The organism is Aurantibacter crassamenti (genome assembly GCF_016811105.1).
In the GTDB taxonomy this organism is placed as follows: Bacteria; Bacteroidota; Bacteroidia; order Flavobacteriales; family Flavobacteriaceae; genus Aurantibacter_A; species Aurantibacter_A crassamenti.
Genome location: NZ_JAFBGM010000001.1, coordinates 323713 through 340115, shown reverse-complemented (window position 1 = coordinate 340115; position 16403 = coordinate 323713). Strand labels below are relative to the sequence as shown.

The 16403-nt window shown below is 34.2% G+C and carries 15 protein-coding genes; 8 read left to right on the top strand and 7 right to left on the bottom strand.

What is annotated here, in order from left to right; translation table 11 throughout:
• Nucleotide 1: 1 nt before the first annotated feature.
• The 3 genes from JQC67_RS01385 (at nucleotide 2) to JQC67_RS01375 (ending at nucleotide 1742) form a co-directional block, all read left to right on the top strand.
• Complete coding sequence (locus tag JQC67_RS01385) at nucleotides 2-241, top strand: NifU family protein (RefSeq protein ID WP_203251073.1); 240 nt, start codon at nucleotides 2-4, stop codon at nucleotides 239-241.
• A gap of 70 nt (nucleotides 242-311) precedes the next feature.
• Nucleotides 312-1373: an NAD(P)/FAD-dependent oxidoreductase gene (locus JQC67_RS01380; protein ID WP_203251072.1), complete on the top strand. Its 1062-nt coding sequence runs from the start codon at nucleotides 312-314 to the stop codon at nucleotides 1371-1373.
• A gap of 39 nt (nucleotides 1374-1412) precedes the next feature.
• Nucleotides 1413-1742 carry a 2Fe-2S iron-sulfur cluster-binding protein gene (locus tag JQC67_RS01375; RefSeq protein ID WP_203251071.1) on the top strand — a complete coding sequence of 110 codons (330 nt, stop codon included), beginning with the start codon at nucleotides 1413-1415 and terminating at the stop codon, nucleotides 1740-1742.
• A gap of 35 nt (nucleotides 1743-1777) precedes the next feature.
• Here JQC67_RS01375 and JQC67_RS01370 read toward each other — a convergent pair whose 3' ends face one another.
• Entirely contained in the window at nucleotides 1778-3517 is a 1740-nt protein-coding gene (locus JQC67_RS01370; RefSeq protein WP_203251070.1) for an ABC transporter ATP-binding protein, read from the bottom strand.
• Nucleotides 3518-3665: 148 nt separating this feature from the next.
• On the opposite strand from JQC67_RS01370, the gene JQC67_RS01365 reads away from it, so the two are divergent.
• Both JQC67_RS01365 and JQC67_RS19165 read left to right on the top strand, forming a co-directional pair.
• Nucleotides 3666-5027: a sulfatase family protein gene (locus tag JQC67_RS01365; protein WP_203251069.1), complete on the top strand. Its 1362-nt coding sequence runs from the start codon at nucleotides 3666-3668 to the stop codon at nucleotides 5025-5027.
• Between the two features lie 128 nt (nucleotides 5028-5155).
• On the top strand, nucleotides 5156-6829 hold the full coding sequence (locus JQC67_RS19165) for an AAA family ATPase (protein ID WP_203251068.1): 1674 nt from the start codon (nucleotides 5156-5158) through the stop codon (nucleotides 6827-6829).
• Between the two features lie 6 nt (nucleotides 6830-6835).
• Here JQC67_RS19165 and JQC67_RS01355 read toward each other — a convergent pair whose 3' ends face one another.
• From JQC67_RS01355 to JQC67_RS01340, 4 genes are all read right to left on the bottom strand, one after another.
• A complete protein-coding gene (locus JQC67_RS01355) occupies nucleotides 6836-7492 on the bottom strand; it encodes a hypothetical protein (RefSeq protein ID WP_203251067.1) in 657 nt (218 codons plus the stop codon).
• A gap of 61 nt (nucleotides 7493-7553) precedes the next feature.
• Nucleotides 7554-8294 carry a GDSL-type esterase/lipase family protein gene (locus JQC67_RS01350; protein WP_203251066.1) on the bottom strand — a complete coding sequence of 247 codons (741 nt, stop codon included), beginning with the start codon at nucleotides 8292-8294 and terminating at the stop codon, nucleotides 7554-7556.
• Nucleotides 8295-8355: 61 nt separating this feature from the next.
• On the bottom strand, nucleotides 8356-9468 hold the full coding sequence (locus tag JQC67_RS01345; protein WP_203251065.1) for a D-TA family PLP-dependent enzyme: 1113 nt from the start codon (nucleotides 9466-9468) through the stop codon (nucleotides 8356-8358).
• Nucleotides 9469-9478: 10 nt separating this feature from the next.
• Nucleotides 9479-9940, bottom strand: a complete 462-nt coding sequence (locus JQC67_RS01340; protein ID WP_203251064.1) for a RidA family protein — start codon at nucleotides 9938-9940, stop codon at nucleotides 9479-9481.
• A 320-nt stretch (nucleotides 9941-10260) separates the two neighbouring features.
• Here JQC67_RS01340 and JQC67_RS01335 point away from each other — a divergent pair, with 320 nt between their 5' ends.
• A complete protein-coding gene (locus tag JQC67_RS01335) occupies nucleotides 10261-11598 on the top strand; it encodes a Gfo/Idh/MocA family protein (RefSeq protein WP_203251063.1) in 1338 nt (445 codons plus the stop codon).
• A gap of 105 nt (nucleotides 11599-11703) precedes the next feature.
• On the opposite strand, the gene JQC67_RS01330 is transcribed toward JQC67_RS01335, so the two are convergent.
• Nucleotides 11704-12372: a hypothetical protein gene (locus JQC67_RS01330; protein ID WP_238934434.1), complete on the bottom strand. Its 669-nt coding sequence runs from the start codon at nucleotides 12370-12372 to the stop codon at nucleotides 11704-11706.
• A 116-nt stretch (nucleotides 12373-12488) separates the two neighbouring features.
• Here JQC67_RS01330 and JQC67_RS01325 point away from each other — a divergent pair, with 116 nt between their 5' ends.
• The gene (locus JQC67_RS01325; RefSeq protein ID WP_238934433.1) at nucleotides 12489-12914 is read left to right on the top strand and encodes a PepSY-like domain-containing protein; all 426 of its coding nucleotides are present in this window, start codon (nucleotides 12489-12491) and stop codon (nucleotides 12912-12914) included.
• 6 nt (nucleotides 12915-12920) lie between these two features.
• On the opposite strand, the gene JQC67_RS01320 is transcribed toward JQC67_RS01325, so the two are convergent.
• Nucleotides 12921-13820 carry a metallophosphoesterase gene (locus JQC67_RS01320; protein ID WP_203251062.1) on the bottom strand — a complete coding sequence of 300 codons (900 nt, stop codon included), beginning with the start codon at nucleotides 13818-13820 and terminating at the stop codon, nucleotides 12921-12923.
• 202 nt (nucleotides 13821-14022) lie between these two features.
• Here JQC67_RS01320 and JQC67_RS01315 point away from each other — a divergent pair, with 202 nt between their 5' ends.
• Nucleotides 14023-16395, top strand: coding sequence for a GAF domain-containing protein (locus JQC67_RS01315; protein WP_203251061.1), 2373 nt, complete (start codon nucleotides 14023-14025; stop codon nucleotides 16393-16395).
• Nucleotides 16396-16403: the final 8 nt, after the last annotated feature.

Sequence of the window (16403 nt, the reverse complement as noted above, 5' to 3'; positions counted from 1 at the left end):
TATGACACCGGAAGAATTAAGACTAAACGTAGAAAAGGCGCTTGAAGAAATTAGGCCCTTTTTACAAAGTGATGGAGGCGATATTTCATTGATTTCTATTGATAATGAAAACTCTGTTAAGGTAAAGCTTGAAGGTGCTTGTGTAGGTTGTTCTGTTAATCAAATGACCTTGAAAAGTGGTGTTGAAATGACTATTAAAAAATATGCGCCGCAAATTGAAGAGGTTGTTAATATCGAATAACCTATTGATTATTGTCATTCTTTTCTACAATTTAGAGCCCTATTTTAGCCAAAATTTAATGTGATACTAAATGATTAAAACAGATATTCTAATAATAGGCGCTGGTCCTACAGGTCTTTTTACTGTATTTGAAGCAGGATTATTAAAATTAAAATGCCACTTAATTGATGCACTACCTCAAGCTGGTGGGCAATGTTCAGAAATTTATCCAAAAAAACCAATCTATGATATTCCTGGTTTTCCTGAAGTACTTGCAGGTGAATTAGTAGATAATTTAATGGAGCAGATAAAGGCTTTTCAACCAGGCTTCACCTTAGGTGAAAGAGCAGAAACCATTGAGAAATTAGAAGATGGCACTTTTGTTGTAACTACTAATAAAGGAACTAAGCATCAGGCACCTATTGTTGCGATTGCAGGCGGATTAGGTAGTTTTGAGCCAAGGAAACCTTTGCTTGAAAATCTAGACAAATTTGAAGATAATGGTGTAGCTTATATAATTAAGGACCCAGAAGTTTATCGTGACAAGAAAGTTGTAATTGCTGGTGGAGGTGATTCCGCTTTAGACTGGAGTATCTTTTTAGCAGATGTAGCTTCTGAAGTAACTTTGGTACACAGAAGAAATGAATTTCGAGGTGCTTTAGATTCCGTAGAAAAAGTACAACACTTAAAAAACGAAGGAAAAATAAATTTAGTTACTCCTGGAGAAATTATTGGTTTAAAAGGTGGTGATACTCTAGAGGCGGTAACTATTCGTAAATCAGGTGCAGTATCTGAAGAAATTGATTTAGCTGTCGACAATTTTATTCCATTGTTTGGACTTTCTCCAAAACTTGGGCCAATTGCGGATTGGGGTCTTGATATTGAAAAGAATGCAATTAAAGTAGATAATACATTAGACTATCAAACCAATATTCCGGGTATTTATGCTATAGGTGATGTTAATACCTACCCTGGAAAATTGAAATTAATTCTTTGTGGCTTTCATGAGGCTACGCTTATGTGTCAAAGTGCGTATCAGCGTATATTCCCTGATAAGAAGTATGTAATGAAATATACAACTGTTGGTGGCGTCACGGGCTTTGATGGTTCTAAGAAAGAAGCACCAAAAGCTGTTGTTAAAGCAATTGATTAATTAGAAAATATAATATTAACACCTTATTCCTATTCACTTTTGGAAGATATTAAAATTAAAATTACAGACCGAGATGGCGTAACACATGAAGTTGACGCCCCAACTGATATGAATATGAACTTAATGGAAGTAGTTCGGTCTTATGAACTTGCTCCTGAAGGTACAATTGGTATCTGTGGTGGTATGGCAATGTGTGCTTCGTGCCAATGCTATGTAAAATCAGCGCATGAATTACCCGAAAAATCAGATGACGAAGATGCAATGTTAGCCGAGGCTTTTAATGTAGAGGATGATTCAAGATTAGGTTGCCAAATTCATATGACTGAAGATTTAGACGGATTAGAAGTTGTATTGGCTCCTGAAGCTTAGCATATTTTTAGGATTTATTTTATTCTAGGTTCAATTTATATTCTTGCTTGATACGTAAACAAGTTATAATATCGACCTTCCTTTGCAATTAATTCATCATGAGTTCCTTGTTCTGCAATTCTTCCGTTTTCAATCACCAGAATTTGATTTGCTTTTCGAATGGTACTCAGTCGGTGTGCTATTACAAAAGTAGTTCGACCTTCGGTCAAGGTTGCTAAACTTTTCTGAATTAAAGCTTCACTCTCTGTATCTAAATTAGAAGTAGCTTCATCTAATATTAAAATTTTGGGATTAGCTAATACAGCACGTGCAATTGCAATTCGTTGTCGTTGACCTCCAGATAGTTTTACTCCACGTTCGCCAATCAAGGTATCCAATCCATCATCAAATCGATCTGTAAATTCATCTACATAAGCGGCCTTTACTGCAGCTTGCAGTTCTTGTTCTGTTGCATTTGGTCTTGGGAAAAGTATATTGTTTTTTATAGTTCCTTCAAAAAGAAAATCATCTTGCAGCACCACTCCTAAAAATTGACGAAAACTAGTTAAATCAACTTTTGATAAATCATTGCCGTCAATAGTAATTTGACCCGAATCAGGATTTAAAAAAGTAGCAGCTAAACCTGCAATTGTAGACTTTCCGGAACCTGAACTGCCAACTAATGCAATTACATCACCTGATTTTGCTTCAAAACTAATATCATGTAAAACATCTTTATCTTCTTCATAGGCAAAAGAAACATTGGTGAAATTCATATTGCCTTTCACATCACTAAGTTCAATAGTTCTGTCTTTTTCATCAGATTCTGAAATCTCATTCATTAACTCCTCTGTTCGGTCAAGGCCGGCTAATGCTTCGGTCAACTGACTGCCAATATTACTCATTTGAACTATTGGGGCTACCATTAGCGCGAGTAAAAAAGTAAACATAAAATATTCACCTGTGGTAAGCGTACCATCCATCATTTGAGTGCCACCGTAGCCCATCATAATACCGGTAGTTGCTAAGCCTAGCAAAAAAGTAGATGAGCTTGTCATAATTGCTGTTGCTGTTAGACTCTTTTTTACATTTTGGTATAGGCGATCTACACCGTGTTCAAAAACTTTTGCTTCTTGTATTTCAGCATTGAAACCTTTTATTACTCTTATGCCTCCAAGTGTTTCGGTTAATCTCCCTTTTACTTCAGCATTAATTTTACCTCGTTCTCTAAATACTGGTCGTATAATTTTAAATGCTTTTAGTGCTATAAAGGCAAATAAGAGTAAAGGAACAAAGGTTAAAGCGGTCATTATCGGACTTATTTGTAATAATAATACAAGTGATACTACTGCAGTAATAGTACCTCCAACCAATTGCACAAGTCCCGTTCCAATCAAGTTGCGTACACCTTCAACGTCGCTCATAATTCTCGAAACCAAAGCACCAGATTTTGTGTTGTCAAAAAAACGAATAGGTAAAGAAAGTACTTGTTTTTGTACCTGTGCCCTTAATTCAGATATCATATATTGCGCTTGAATACTCAGTACTTTGGTCAATAAAAAAGAGATTATCGCTTGTATAAAAAAGGCAAGTATTACAACTGCTACTAATATTTTTAGTGCATCATAATTTTTATTCGGTACAATATCATCTAAAAAATATTTTAAAGAAACGGGTGCAACAAAACTGGCTGCTTTACTGATAATGATTAATAAAAGCCCAATAAAAACAAGTTTTCGTCTAGGCCAAATAATTGTCTTGAATGCTTTAAGAATACTAACTTTTTTATCTGCCATAATCAGTTTAAATGAATCTGTAAAGTTAATCTAAAATGGGCGATTGTAGAATTAAGGTCTTTTCCAATTTAAAATTAGCTTTTCGATTTGATCTCTATTATTTTCACAAAAGGTTATTTTTTTAAAATCACAATTTTAAGTTCATCTAATGAAACACCTATATTATACACTTTTCTTTGCCTTGATGTTGTGCAATGATATACATGCGCAGGCAGTCACAAAAAATAGTAGCAAACCTAATATTCTTTATATTCTTACAGACGATCAGGGCTATCATGATGTTTCTTATTATGGTACAAAAGATATTCGAACTCCGAATATTGATTTTATTGCATCTTCTGGTATGCGATTTGATAATTTTTATGCTAATTCTACGGTTTGTTCACCCACTCGTGCAGCTATACTTACTGGGCGTTATCAAGATAGGGTAGGAGTGCCTGGAGTGATTCGTACCTACCCCGAAGATAATTGGGGTTATTTAGACCCTAATGCAACTTTGCTGCCACAAGAATTAAGTAGGGCTGGTTATAAAACGGCTATTATTGGTAAGTGGCACTTAGGTCTTGAATCACCCAATATTCCTACAGATAGAGGTTTTGATTATTTCCATGGATGGTTGGGTGATATGATGGATGACTATTGGAAGCATCGTCGTCATGATATAAACTATATGCGATTGAATGAAAAGACTATTGACCCTGAAGGGCACGCAACTGATTTATTTACGGACTGGTCTGTTGATTATATTAAAAATCAAGCAAAAAACGATGCCCCATTTTTTCTATATCTAGCCTATAATGCTCCACATTTTCCTGTTCAACCGCCACAGAAATGGTTAGATAAGGTTATAAAAAGGGAGAAAGGTATTGATACTACAAGAGCAAAGCTGGTTGCTTTTATTGAACATATGGATGATGGTATTGGCAAAGTTATAAAGTCGCTAAAAGATAGTGGTCAATTTGAAAACACAATAATTGTTTTTACTAGTGATAACGGAGGGCATTTGCCGAGCAAAGCTAATAATGGTCCTTTGCGTGATGGCAAACAAAGTATGTATGAAGGTGGATTAAAAGTGCCTACATGTATTAGTTGGCCGGGTAAAATTACACCAGGTAGTGTATCAGTTAATAATTGGATGACTATGGATATTTATCCAACTTTGTTAGAAATTGCAGGTACCAAACCTAAAGATTCTATTGAAGGGCGAAGTTTGTATAATGAATTTACGGGTTCAAATTTAGTGGTTGATGCGAACCGTTCTTATTATTTTGTGAGAAGAGAAGGTAATACTAGATATGGTGGTCAACCCATTTATGCCATTCGTAAAGGTGATTTTAAATTATTACAAAATAGTCCGTATGAACCATATGAATTATACAACTTACGAACAGACCCACTTGAGGAACATAATATTATTGAGAAAGAGCAAGAAAAATATAAAGAGTTGAATTCCATTTTAATGGCACACATACAGGTTGGCGGAAGCGTACCATGGCAAAAAAATAATTAGAAACTGGTGTTAACTTTTTTTAAATTATGAAATATCAAGTTTTCTTGTTTGCTATTGAATTCGCATTAGACAAGACTGGGTTCTTTTCAATTAAAAAACTATATTGTCATTCTCAATAAAACCAAAAAGTGCAACAAGATAAGGCCCTAGCATTATTAAAGTCAGGTAAAAATGTATTCTTAACTGGTTCTGCAGGTACCGGTAAAACCTATGTGCTCAATCAATATATTTCGTATCTCAAAGAACGTAAAGTTCCGGTTGCAATCACCGCGTCTACAGGTATTGCAGCTACGCATATGAACGGAATGACAATTCATTCTTGGGCAGGCTTTGGAATTAAGGATCGATTGTCAAGGGCTAATTTGGTAACAATGCGCACCAAAAAATATCTTAAAAAACATCTTGAAGAATCAATGATATTGATAATTGATGAGATTTCAATGTTGCATAAAAAACAACTTGATATGGTCGATCAAGTGCTTTGTTTTTTTAAGGAGGATGATCGGCCCTTTGGTGGAATTCAAGTTATTGTATGTGGCGATTTTTTTCAATTACCCCCAATTGGTAGACATGATGAAAAAAGTAAAGACAAATTTGCCTTCATGTCGAAAGCATGGCTTGATGCAAATCTAAATGTATGTTATCTGACCGAGCAGTACAGGCAGGAAGGTGAAAATGTGTTGAATGAAATTCTTAATGAAATTAGGTCAGCTGAAATAACACATCGTAGTATTGAATTACTTAAAAAAGCAGAGACTAACTTTTTAAGTCAAGAAGAGGTACCCACAAAACTTTTCACCCATAATGCCGATGTAGATCAACTCAATTTAGCTGAATTACATAAGATTTCTAGCAAATCAAAAAAATTCAAAGCTAAGACAAAAGGAAATCAAAAATTGGTTGAAACTTTGAAGAAATCAGTTTTAGCCCAAGAGAATTTAGAGTTAAAAGTTGATGCTAAAGTGATGTTTGTACGTAACAATCTTGAACAAGGATATGTAAATGGAACATTAGGTAAAATAATTGATTTTAGCGAAGATGGTTATCCGATAGTAAAAACTGTTCAGGGCAAAAGAATTACAGTCAAGCAAGAAACTTGGGGTGTTCATGATGACCACGGCAAAGTTTTAGCAAGCTTAGATCAGATTCCCTTGCGTTTGGCTTGGGCAATTACCGTGCACAAATGTCAAGGTATGACCTTAGATTCAGCAATGATTGACCTTTCTAAGACTTTTGAAAATGGACAAGGGTATGTAGCACTTTCACGATTGAAAAGTATTGAGAATCTACAACTTGCAGGCTTTAACGAAATAGCACTACAGGTTGATGGTTTGGCATTAAAAGCTGATAAGCGCTTTCAAGAACTTTCTGAAATTGTTGATGAAGAGAATAATTTCCAGACTTTAGATAAGAAAGCAAAACTATTTATTAAAAATTGTGGGGGACTTACAAATATTGATGAAATAGAAAAGCATTCAAAAAAAGTTAAGGAAAAAAAACAAAAAAAGAAGTCAACCTACCTGATTACCTTAGATTTTTTAAAGAAAAAAATGCCCTTAGAGGCCATTGCAGACGAGCGTGGACTTTCTAGCGGTACCATTGCTGGACATTTAATTCGCTTGAGAGAAGATTACCCTGATGAAGATTTAGACTTTTACCGACCTGATGAAAAACTTATACAACAAGTTGCTCGCGCCGCTGAAAAACAAGTTGAAGGACCACCTAGTCAGAAATATATTTTTGAAGCTTTGAATAGAAAAGTAAGCTATGATGATATTAAATTGGCAATCGCTTTTATATAAAAATGCTTACTCTTTTGTTACTATAAAAGTTGCTATTGAACCTTCTGATAACAACCATTTATTTGAATAGATTAATTTTCCTTCTTCATCATATACATCTACTTGTGCTGTATTCGGACTAGAAGTACCCTCATTTAGCGCTTCAAATTCTATTCTATTAAACCCTTTTTCTAAATCAACATTTACACCTTTAAACCCTCCAGTCAATAAAATGTTAGCATCAATAACACGGTCGTTTACACTGATTTTAACACGATCGCCATCAACATATTCATGATCTCGACATACAATACCTATAAATTTTCCATTGTTTTTTATGTCCCCTAAATATTGATTTCCAAAAAATTGACTGTCTCCTTCTTTATCGTAATTGTCTCCAATCTTAGGGTCAATTTTCATGCCCTCACCAGCTTGAACAAGCTTTCTTTCAGGTAGCATTTGAATTGGATTTTTTTTCTGGGATAAATCGGTATCAATTTTAGGTTCATCATCAATTACCGATGGTATATTTAAAGATGTACCTTTTTGTTCGGTGCCCTTTATATCTAGTTTATTCGCAGCCTCTATTTTTAGAGGATTGTTAGTTGGCAAGTCTCCAACTTGTGCAAAGCCGTTATATGACAGCAGCATAAAAGCAAATACGAACAAATATCTCACCTGCATTTTTAGTGATTTTATGGCAATAAAGATAACAAATACCCTGCCACGGGTACTTAAACCATTGTTAAAACCCAATTTTTTCGATGATAGTACTAGTTATAAGTTCATGCCCTTTTTTATTAGGGTGTATTGGATCCGTATCATAGCATTCAATCCTTTGGTTAAATAAAGGTGTATGAAGATCAATTTTATGCACAACCGAAGCATGCTTTGTGGTTAAAATAATGTTTTCGAATTCTTTAAGCACTTCTTTCTCATATTCAGGATAGGGGTTTAAATACCCAAAATCATCAATGGCATTGGTTTGAACTTTAGAAACTACATCTAATGCTAAAGGTGGTGGGGTTAATAATACAACACTTATATCCTCTTTTTGCATTCGATCCAAAAATGTATTGACACCTTTTTTATAGGTGTTAAATAGCTTTTCTGAAGGTGGGCCGTAAATTCCGCAGTTTATTCCGTAGCAAAAAAATGCAATATCTAGCGGTGTCTTTTTTAATTCTGCATCTAATCTGTCAAAAAGAAAGGGTCGAGGTCCTGGGTGAACTTTTTCGGTTAAACCTGTAATGGTTTCACTTGACCTACCATAATTTAGAAACTTTAAATTCAAATTAGGCTGTGATTGATCTACTGCATCTTGTAACATTTTTACATAGCCGTCATTACTGGCGGTAACACTGTCTCCGAAACAACCGATAACTTGATTTTTGCTAAATAATTCTTTCTTTTCATCAGCACAACCAATTAAAGTCGTTCCTGCAATTGCAAATACTGATCGATTAATAAATTGACGCCTGTTCATAGAAGATTGTATAAAAGAATAACGCGTTGTAATTGCATTTATTTGTAGGCTACTCTCTAATTTATATTGTTATTTTCTGATTTCTTGCCGCAACATTCCATTTACCTGTTACTGAGCCATTTTCTACAGTAAGTAAATTTTCATATTTAGCAACTGTTGGGCAAATATGCATCGGTACGCCATAGAAAACATCACCTACGTTATAATTTTCAGCGTTAGTAGTTTCTATGACTAAATGTTCTTCACTTTGTCCAATTTGTTTACTGTCTTCTAATCCGAAAATATGTACTCGTGGAAAGCTCATTTCAGAAGCAAGCATTTTATGACCTAGATCCAAGCAAATGATATTGGGTGAAGGTTTACTGATAATGCGCATGAACAAGATGGCAGCTTTTTGAAATTGTAATTCAGGAAAAAGTGCTGCGTAGCCAGCATCCCAAAGTAAGGTAGTGCCTGGGCTAGTTTCAATACCCTCTCGTTGGCTATGTATAGGAAACGTTGGTGAACCACCGGCAACAATGTTTTCTACATTTATGCCTTTGCCTTCTAGGTCTTTTTTAAATGATAGTACTTTCTCAAAAGCGGCATCACATAATTTTTTTCGTTGCTTGATATCTGTCTCTCTAATGTGACCATCATAGACGTGAAACCCTTTGGCTTCTGTAAAAGTATGATTATGTATTGTTTCAAAAAGTTCAATTGCATCGTGGTTGGGTAGTATTCCTGTTCGGTTCATACCTACATTGATATCCATCCAAAGTGCAAATATTTTTTTCTCTGCAGCTGCTATTTTACTTATTTCTTCTAATGTATTTAGATTATCTACTAAGGTCGAAAATTTAGAATTTTCATATTTGTTCATTAGGTTTAAGAATCGCCTAATATTAGCACCAACAATCGGCATTGCTAAAAGAATATCATGAGCACCACATTTAGCTAAAAGTTCTGCTTCGGCAATTGTTGCACATTTGAATTTATTAATGCCTTGAGCCATCTGCATTTTTATAATTTCTGCAGTTTTATGGGTTTTAACATGCGGTCTGAGCAATTGCTTATCACCGGCCAATTCTATCATCAATTGTATGTTGTTTGCAACCCTTTCAGGATATACCAAAAGGGAAGGTGAAACCACATTTTCGACTTCGTTTAAAGCATACCATTTTTCATTGCTCATAGATTAGATTTTAATACAATTCAAACATGGCTTCTACTTCAACAGCAATACCACTGGGTAATATCATGCCTACCGCACTGCGAACGCCAACGCCATTATCTGGCCCAAATACTTCAGACATCAGCTCGCTAAATCCATTAATAACAAGCGGTTGGTCACCAAAATCAGGCGCAGAATTAACCATGCCAAGTGTTTTAACTATTCGTTTTATTTTATCAACACTGCCAAAATGAGCTTCTATTGTAGCCAACATTGTTAAGCCAACTTGACGAGCAGCTAATTTTGCTTGCTCTATGTTCATGTCATCGCCAGCGCGGCCAATCATTAAAGAGCCATCACTTTTCATTGGGCCTTGACCTGAAATGTATAGAAATTTATCAACTACAAGAACAGGTTTGTAAAGACCTGCAGGCGGCGGTGCTGGTGGTAAAACTAAGCCAAGTGCTTTTATTTTTTCAGATGGAGATTGCATTGTTTTATACTTTAAATATTAATGAAATTAAATATACCATTTTGAATGCTGAAATTTTAAAAAATCATAATCTAAGATGAATTAGAGCTAACAGATTAGTATTTGACTTAAGTTTTTGATTGAAAATGGCGTCAGAAAATTGTGTTCTATTGATTTTTAACAAAAAAAATAGTCCGTTAACGTTAACGAAAACAAAATTTATAGTAACTTTCTTGTGTTAAAATCGATATTCAATCTTCAAATAAAAATACCAAGGCTGCTTTTTTTAGGTATTTGAAGCATATCGAAAAGAAAAAATAGTTTAATTAAAACTACAGAAAATGAAATCAACTAGAAGATCATTTATTAAGAAAACCGCTGTTGCCAGTTCTGCTGTAATTACTGCACCAACTATTATCTCAGCGAGTGTTTTTGGTGCAAATGATCGTATTAATGCTGCTGTTTTAGGTGTTAATGGTCGTGGTAAAAGCCACATCAAGAGCTTAATGGTGCAAGATAATGTTCAGATTACCCATTTATGTGATCCTGATATGAACTTGCTGAGAGATCGTCAAAAATCGTTCAAAGAAACATATAAAAAAGATGTGTCTTTAGAACAGGATTTGCGCAAGATTATGGATAATAAAGACATTGATGTTGTGAGTATTGCCAGCCCAAATCACTGGCATGCATTATCCGTAATATGGGCTTGTCAAGCCGGTAAAGATGTATACGTTGAAAAACCAGGGTCTCATAACATTTGGGAAGGCCGTAAAATGGTTGAAGCTGCACATAAATACAATCGTATTGTACAACACGGGGTGCAATTAAGAAGTTCACCTGCTATTAATGAGGCTATCGAACTCATGCGTGATGGTTATATAGGTAGAGTTTATATGGCTCGTGGTCTTGTTTTTCGTTGGAGAGATGATATTGGTGATCAAGGTTTTTCTCCTGTTCCTAAAGGAATTGATTACGATTTATGGACAGGACCAGCGCAAAAACGACCTTTTACAAAAAATCTAGTGCATTACAACTGGCACTGGCATTGGGATTATGGTAACGGAGATGTGGGTAATCAAGGTATTCATGAAACTGATTTATGTATGTGGGGCTTAGATGTTGGCCTTCCTACAAAGATTACTTCTATGGGTGGTAAATTTCTTTGGGATGACTGTAAAGAAGTGCCTGAAGTTTTAACTTCTGTTTATAACTATCCTGAAGAACGTAAAATTATTCAATTTGAAGTTAGACCTTGGTGTACAAACACTGAAGGTGGTGCATCTGTTGGAAATATTTTCTATGGAGATAAAGGTATTTTGGTTGTAGATGGATATGACAAGTACACTACTTATCTAGGTAAAGATAGAACACCAGGAAAATCAGGTGAAGATGGTGGACCATCTGGCTCTGAAATGGATAGAGGTGCTGGCGGTACTGATGGGCATTTTGCTAATTTCATTGAAGCAGTTAGAAAACGTGATTCAACTATATTAAATGGCCCGGTAGAAACAGCACACTTATCTTCTGGTTTAGCACATTTAGGTAATATTGCTTACCGATTAGATCGTGTATTAACATTTAATCCAAAATCAGAATCATTTATAGGTGATGCTGAAGCTGATACAATGTTAAGACGTAATTACCGTAAAGGTTTTGAAGTGCCTGAAAATGTTTAATTGATTTTTAGATTTTTGCACCATTCTTTTTGGTGTAAACTTTATACAAAAAAGGGAAGAAAAATTAATTTTTCTTCCCTTTTTATTTTTAATAAATCTTAATTTTTACTCGCCTAATTCTGTAATTTTCTTTTCGTATAATTTCTTACTCTCTAGAACTGCAACATTCAATTCTTGCATAATACCATCAACGCGATTTGCAATACTTTTCATTTGATCATTTATATTATCAAACGAATTTAGAGCTGCAGCAACTTCTAATGCTTTTACTACCTCTACAGCATCACCATGTAATAAGCGTAGTTTGTCTATGGCTTTTGCTGTATTACCTAGTGTTCCATTATATTTAGTACGCGCCTTTTTAATTGCTGACAATAAGGTTTTTTTACTAGTCTCATCACTTAAACTATTCGTTTGAGTTTCCATGGCAGTGAAGAGATTGGTGGCATGTTCTTTAAGGTCTTCGTATTCTTTGTTGAGGTTTTCAACTCGTTTGTTTACCTTTTCCCAATCCCCATAAACCTTTGCAAATTCTTTGTCTTCATTTTTAGTGTCTTCTAGAGCAGTTTTGAGTGCATTAAGGGTTTCTAGCCCTTTGTTTACATTCTTATTGGCGGTTTCTTTCTTTTTTTCAAAAGACGATACTGAAGATTTGAATTTGTCTTTTAAACGTATTAAGTCTTCCGGACTTTTATTTTTCCAACAGGAAACAAACAGTAAAGAAATTAAGGCAATAGCCAGTGTTTTTTTGAACATTTTGAATATAGTTTTCATTAGTGTGCTTCAAAAATAGTCAATTCTGCATTCTTGCTTAATACTACATTAACATAGTTTCAAAGTTAGAATTGGTAATTTCGCGAACTACTTTTACTACTAATAGAGAATGATTTATGGATATGAATAAGTTAGGTACAGTTTTATTTTTGATTTTAGTTTTTACTTTTTCAAGTTGTCAAACCCAGGTGCCGAAGGGTGTTAAGGTTGCATTTGAAGAAAAATATGCAGGTGAGAAACACTCTAAATGGGAGGTTGATCGAAACGGTAATTATGAGTCGCATTTTAAAAAAGATGGTAAAGAATACAGAGCTGATTTTAGCCCAGAAGGAGAGTGGATAGAGACTGAACGAAGTATTAAGAAGAAAGATTTACCTAAAATTGTTAGAGAAATTCTGAAAGCTGATTATGACGATTACAAAATTGTTGAATTGGAAGAAACTCAGCATCATTCTAAAGGACTTTTTTATGATGTAGAACTTAAAAAAGATGGTAAAAAACAAGATGTAGAATTTAATAAAGAAGGTGAAATTTTGAATTGATATAGGTTACTTTTTTTCTATATAATCAACCAGCTTTTGAGGGCCTTCAAGTAAAATACGTACAACTCTTAAGGTGCCATCTTCATTAGTAGCTATTTCCCATTTAATTAAAGAAATTTTCCCATTTTCAATTTCAATACCTGTGATACTACGCGGATGAACGCAACTACCATCATTAAATAGGGGTATTTGACCGGGTTCAGGAAACCGTGGTCTGTGTGTGTGTCCAACAACCGTAAGTATTAAATTATTAGATAATATCCATTTTTTAAGTCGACGTTCAACTTTTTTTAGTTCAGTATAGTTTTTTGCTGGACTAGTAGGATCTGCAATACCCCATACCTGCAGAGGTTTCCAAAGAACACGAACCAAGAAACGACCCCAGCGCCAAAAAGTATAATTCCACCAATCGGCTTGATGACCGTGGGTTAAGAAAATTTCTTGATTGCTTTCGCTATGCTTTAAAATAATAGCTTCATTATAGGTAATACCTTCAAAAAGCTCTTTGTCTTTCTCATCAATGGGTTCAAAATAGCTGGAGAGATTTTTTTTGACATATTCAGGGTCTTTGTAAACCATATCGTGGTTTCCCCAAATCATATGTAATCTGTTTTCAAGATGAAACTGCTTTAGTAGCTTATAAATATTCTTATGTGCCTGAAAAATAGATTCAAAGTTGATGTTTTCCCAGAGTTCATCACCATCACCCAATTCACAATACTGAAATCCTTCTATATAATAGTATTTAAGCGCATGGAAATAGATATTCCGATTGTTTGCGAATTCATCTGCAAAACTATTGTCTCCGCGGTGACAATCACTAAAAAGAATAAATTTTGAGTTGTCATCAAAGGGTACCGTTTTGGCATTAGTATAAGCACGGTTTAACCTAGAATCAGATGACATGAAATATTTTTCTATAAATATGCAAAAAAAGGTGCAAATATCAGGGGTATATGGTGGGTAAATGAGTCTCTAACTACTTAAAATATCAATTTGTATTCGTAAGATATGACTAGTTGCACGTTGAATATTACGGGTTAACGACCTTTAACAGTTTTATGTTAATTCTTTTGTAATTTTATCTGATATATTACGTCATATAACTATGGGATTTCACAATAATAAAGAATTACCGTTGAACCATTTTATAAGTTTCAATAAATTATTGGAACATTATGAGGGTATGGCTAATGGTGAAGATGAATTCTTAGCTGAACGAGCACGGTATATTTTAAAGACGCAAGAGGCTTATCCTGAATTACGTGAGGGTTTTACAGATGTTTCAATTTTGAAAACCCACGAGAAGATAATTCGTTATATGCTTCAAGATACTTTTCCTGAAGTTTTAACAAATAATGAGATTAAAGCAGCTTCATTACCTTATCAAGATGTTGTTTTTAATTCTACTAAACGTTTTCAGCAAATAATTAAAGATGCGGGTATTGATTTTGTTCCGCGTATGCGTGAATTACCAGATGATGAAATGTATGTTTTAGCTTGTGCTGTTATTCTTAATTTCTATTACGGTGTAAGTGTTGATTTTAAAAGACCTTTCTTTTATGACATTCCTGATTTGAATGGCATTATGAAGCATTATCGAATACTTTACAATGCAGACTTTATTGAAATCATACCTACTGATAAGGCTAAAAAATTAAGTAAGAATGATATAGAAGAACTACTAGATAATTATGATAATGTAGCGCTATGGAAAGAGAAAATTCCACCGAATAGCTTTAATTCTAAGGGTTTTGTTGTCATGAATATGTTTGATGTAACTACCGAACATTCTATTTCTGAAATAAAATCTAACCTTATTTCTATTGACAATAGCAATGACGCTGGTTTGATGGAAAAACTGACCGAAACTTTTCGGTCTTTCTTTAATTTAAAGAGCGTAAATACAGGTTTTGTGTTGTATAATTCAAAAGAAAACCAATTTGAATGTGTATACGGTAAAGGTTCAAAAAGTGTATTGCTGCAGAACAAGAATGTTGTTTCATGTAACTCAATTTTATGTCAAGAATCATATAGGACTTTGTTAATTGAGAACAATTATTTTGCCATCTCAGATGTTGATAAAATGTACAAAATGTCTGATGGCATGGCACCATATAAAAACCTCAAAGAAGAGGGATATAAAAGTGCTATTTTTGCGCCTATAGCTAGTGAAGGTGTTTTGCTTGGTGTGTTAGAAATTACATCAACTATAAAAGGTGAATTAAATAGCATTAATGCACAACGGCTAGATCAGATAATGCCTTTTATTATTTCGGCCGTATTACGTGCCAATGCAGAAGAAGAGAACTTAATCGATGCAATTATTCAGAATGAATGTACCTCTGTTCATTCATCAGTTTATTGGAAATTTCAAGAAGAAGCAAAAAATTTCATAAAAGAAACTGCAGAAGGATTACAACCTTCGTTTAAAGAAATTGTCTTTAAGGATGTTAGTCCGCTTTATGGGCAAATTGATATTCGTGATTCTTCAAAGTCAAGAAATAATGCGATTCAACGAGATTTAATGATTCAACTTTCGGCCATAAATCAGATACTTACTGAAGCTTGGCAGAAGACGAAACTCCCTTTTTATGAAGAACTTATTTTTAGGGTTAATAATCATATTGATGAAATAAAAGAATCATTGCATACCAATAGCGAACAAGCAATTTTCAATTTTGTAACTGATGAGATTACACCAGTATTTGAACATCTGAAAACTCAAGATGTAGTGGTAAAAAAGCTTGTTGAAGATTATGAGCAGATTATAGATGCAGAGACAAATTCATATTATGATCATAGAAAAAATTATGATACTAGTGTGATGCTTATCAATAAAAAGCTTGCTTCTGTGATTGATAAAAAGCAAGTGCAGGCGCAAGAAATGTATCCTCATTATTTTGAAAGATACAAAACTGATGGTGTTGAACACAACATGTACATCGGTGATAGTATTACGGGTGAACGTAGCTACGAACCCTTATACTTGAACAATTTAAGACTGTGGCAATTGCAAGTGATGTGTGAAATGGAAAACACACATTATAGCTTAAAACCAGAATTACCGGTGCCGTTAGATGTGGCGTCTTTAATATTAGTTTACAATACTTCATTGTCAATTCGTTTTCGAATGGATGAGAAACAATTTGATGTTGATGGTACGTATAATGCGCGATATGAAATCATCAAAAAACGTATTGATAAATCTTTTGTAAAAGGTACAAATGAAAGATTAACCCAAACAGGTAAAATGGTTATTGTGTACTCTCAAAAAAGCGATGAGCTCGAATATTTGCGGTATATAAAGTTTTTAAAATCGAAAGGATATTTTACGGGTAACATTGAAATTGTTGAACTACAGGGGCTTCAAGGTGTTGCAGGTTTAAAAGCCATACGAGCTGAGATTTTATATAAGAAGGATAAAAAATCTGAAAAAACGTATACGTACGCAGATTTAATGGAAGAATTAAAAGCTTAATTCAACAG

Bases quoted from the DNA above. Each gene is read 5' to 3' on its own strand.
- JQC67_RS01380 (WP_203251072.1), top strand. From the start codon at position 312: ATGATTAAAACAGATATTCTAATAATAGGCGCTGGTCCTACAGGTCTT.
- JQC67_RS01325 (WP_238934433.1), top strand. From the start codon at position 12,489: ATGGATATGAATAAGTTAGGTACAGTTTTATTTTTGATTTTAGTTTTT.
- JQC67_RS01335 (WP_203251063.1), top strand. From the start codon at position 10,261: ATGAAATCAACTAGAAGATCATTTATTAAGAAAACCGCTGTTGCCAGT.
- JQC67_RS01365 (WP_203251069.1), top strand. From the start codon at position 3,666: ATGAAACACCTATATTATACACTTTTCTTTGCCTTGATGTTGTGCAAT.
- JQC67_RS01350 (WP_203251066.1), bottom strand. From the start codon at position 8,294: ATGAACAGGCGTCAATTTATTAATCGATCAGTATTTGCAATTGCAGGA.
- JQC67_RS01315 (WP_203251061.1), top strand. From the start codon at position 14,023: ATGGGATTTCACAATAATAAAGAATTACCGTTGAACCATTTTATAAGT.
- JQC67_RS01385 (WP_203251073.1), top strand. From the start codon at position 2: ATGACACCGGAAGAATTAAGACTAAACGTAGAAAAGGCGCTTGAAGAA.
- JQC67_RS01340 (WP_203251064.1), bottom strand. From the start codon at position 9,940: ATGCAATCTCCATCTGAAAAAATAAAAGCACTTGGCTTAGTTTTACCA.
- JQC67_RS01345 (WP_203251065.1), bottom strand. From the start codon at position 9,468: ATGAGCAATGAAAAATGGTATGCTTTAAACGAAGTCGAAAATGTGGTT.
- JQC67_RS01370 (WP_203251070.1), bottom strand. From the start codon at position 3,517: ATGGCAGATAAAAAAGTTAGTATTCTTAAAGCATTCAAGACAATTATT.
- JQC67_RS01330 (WP_238934434.1), bottom strand. From the start codon at position 12,372: ATGAAAACTATATTCAAAATGTTCAAAAAAACACTGGCTATTGCCTTA.
- JQC67_RS01355 (WP_203251067.1), bottom strand. From the start codon at position 7,492: ATGCAGGTGAGATATTTGTTCGTATTTGCTTTTATGCTGCTGTCATAT.
- JQC67_RS01320 (WP_203251062.1), bottom strand. From the start codon at position 13,820: ATGTCATCTGATTCTAGGTTAAACCGTGCTTATACTAATGCCAAAACG.